Source organism: Bradyrhizobium sp. Leo78 (assembly GCF_059512425.1).
In genome coordinates this window covers 1-583 of record NZ_JCAMOT010000184.1, presented here as the reverse complement: position 1 = coordinate 583, position 583 = coordinate 1, and the positions used below count along the sequence as shown (strand labels likewise).

General features: G+C 64.3%; 1 pseudogene. It reads right to left on the bottom strand.

The features are described 5' to 3' along the window. Positions 1–62: 62 nt before the first annotated feature. Positions 63–583: pseudogene (locus AC5ZG1_RS44195) on the bottom strand (IS91 family transposase); the annotation flags it as partial.

Genomic DNA, 583 nt, shown 5'->3' with positions numbered 1-583 from the left:
TCTGCCGTGGCCGGTCGAGGGCCAGCGAGCGCGGCGAGCGGATTTGCGGGATTGCGGCACGGTCAAGAGGTGTCGATCCTGATGTGGTTCGTTGGAGCTGTCGGCCGATGCCGTGGCATTGCACCGCGCGCGAAGACTTCGATGATGATCATGCGACCGCCGCAGCATGGACAAGCCGGCTTGCTGGGATCGACGGCGGCCGCGGTGGGCCGACCTTCAGGTTTTGCAATGGCAAGCAGCTCACGGGCGCGTGCGATGTTGCCGGCGCAAGCGCCTTTGGCGAACAGGCCGTAGTGGCGGATGCGATGCAAGCCCTTGGGCAGCACGTGGGATGAGGAAGCGGCGGATGAACTCGAAGGTCTCGAGTGTCATCTGCTTGTATCGATCGCGGCCCGCGACGCGGTAGTCCTTCCACTTGAAGGTGACGTCCTGCTGGTCGCAGGCGATCAAGCGACTGTTGGCGATGGCGACGCGGTGGGTATAGCGCGACAGATAAGCCAGCACTGCCTCTGGCCCACCGAACGGCCGCTTGGCGTAGACAACCCATTCGGCCTTGCGCAGCGGTGCGAGATAAGCCGCGAAG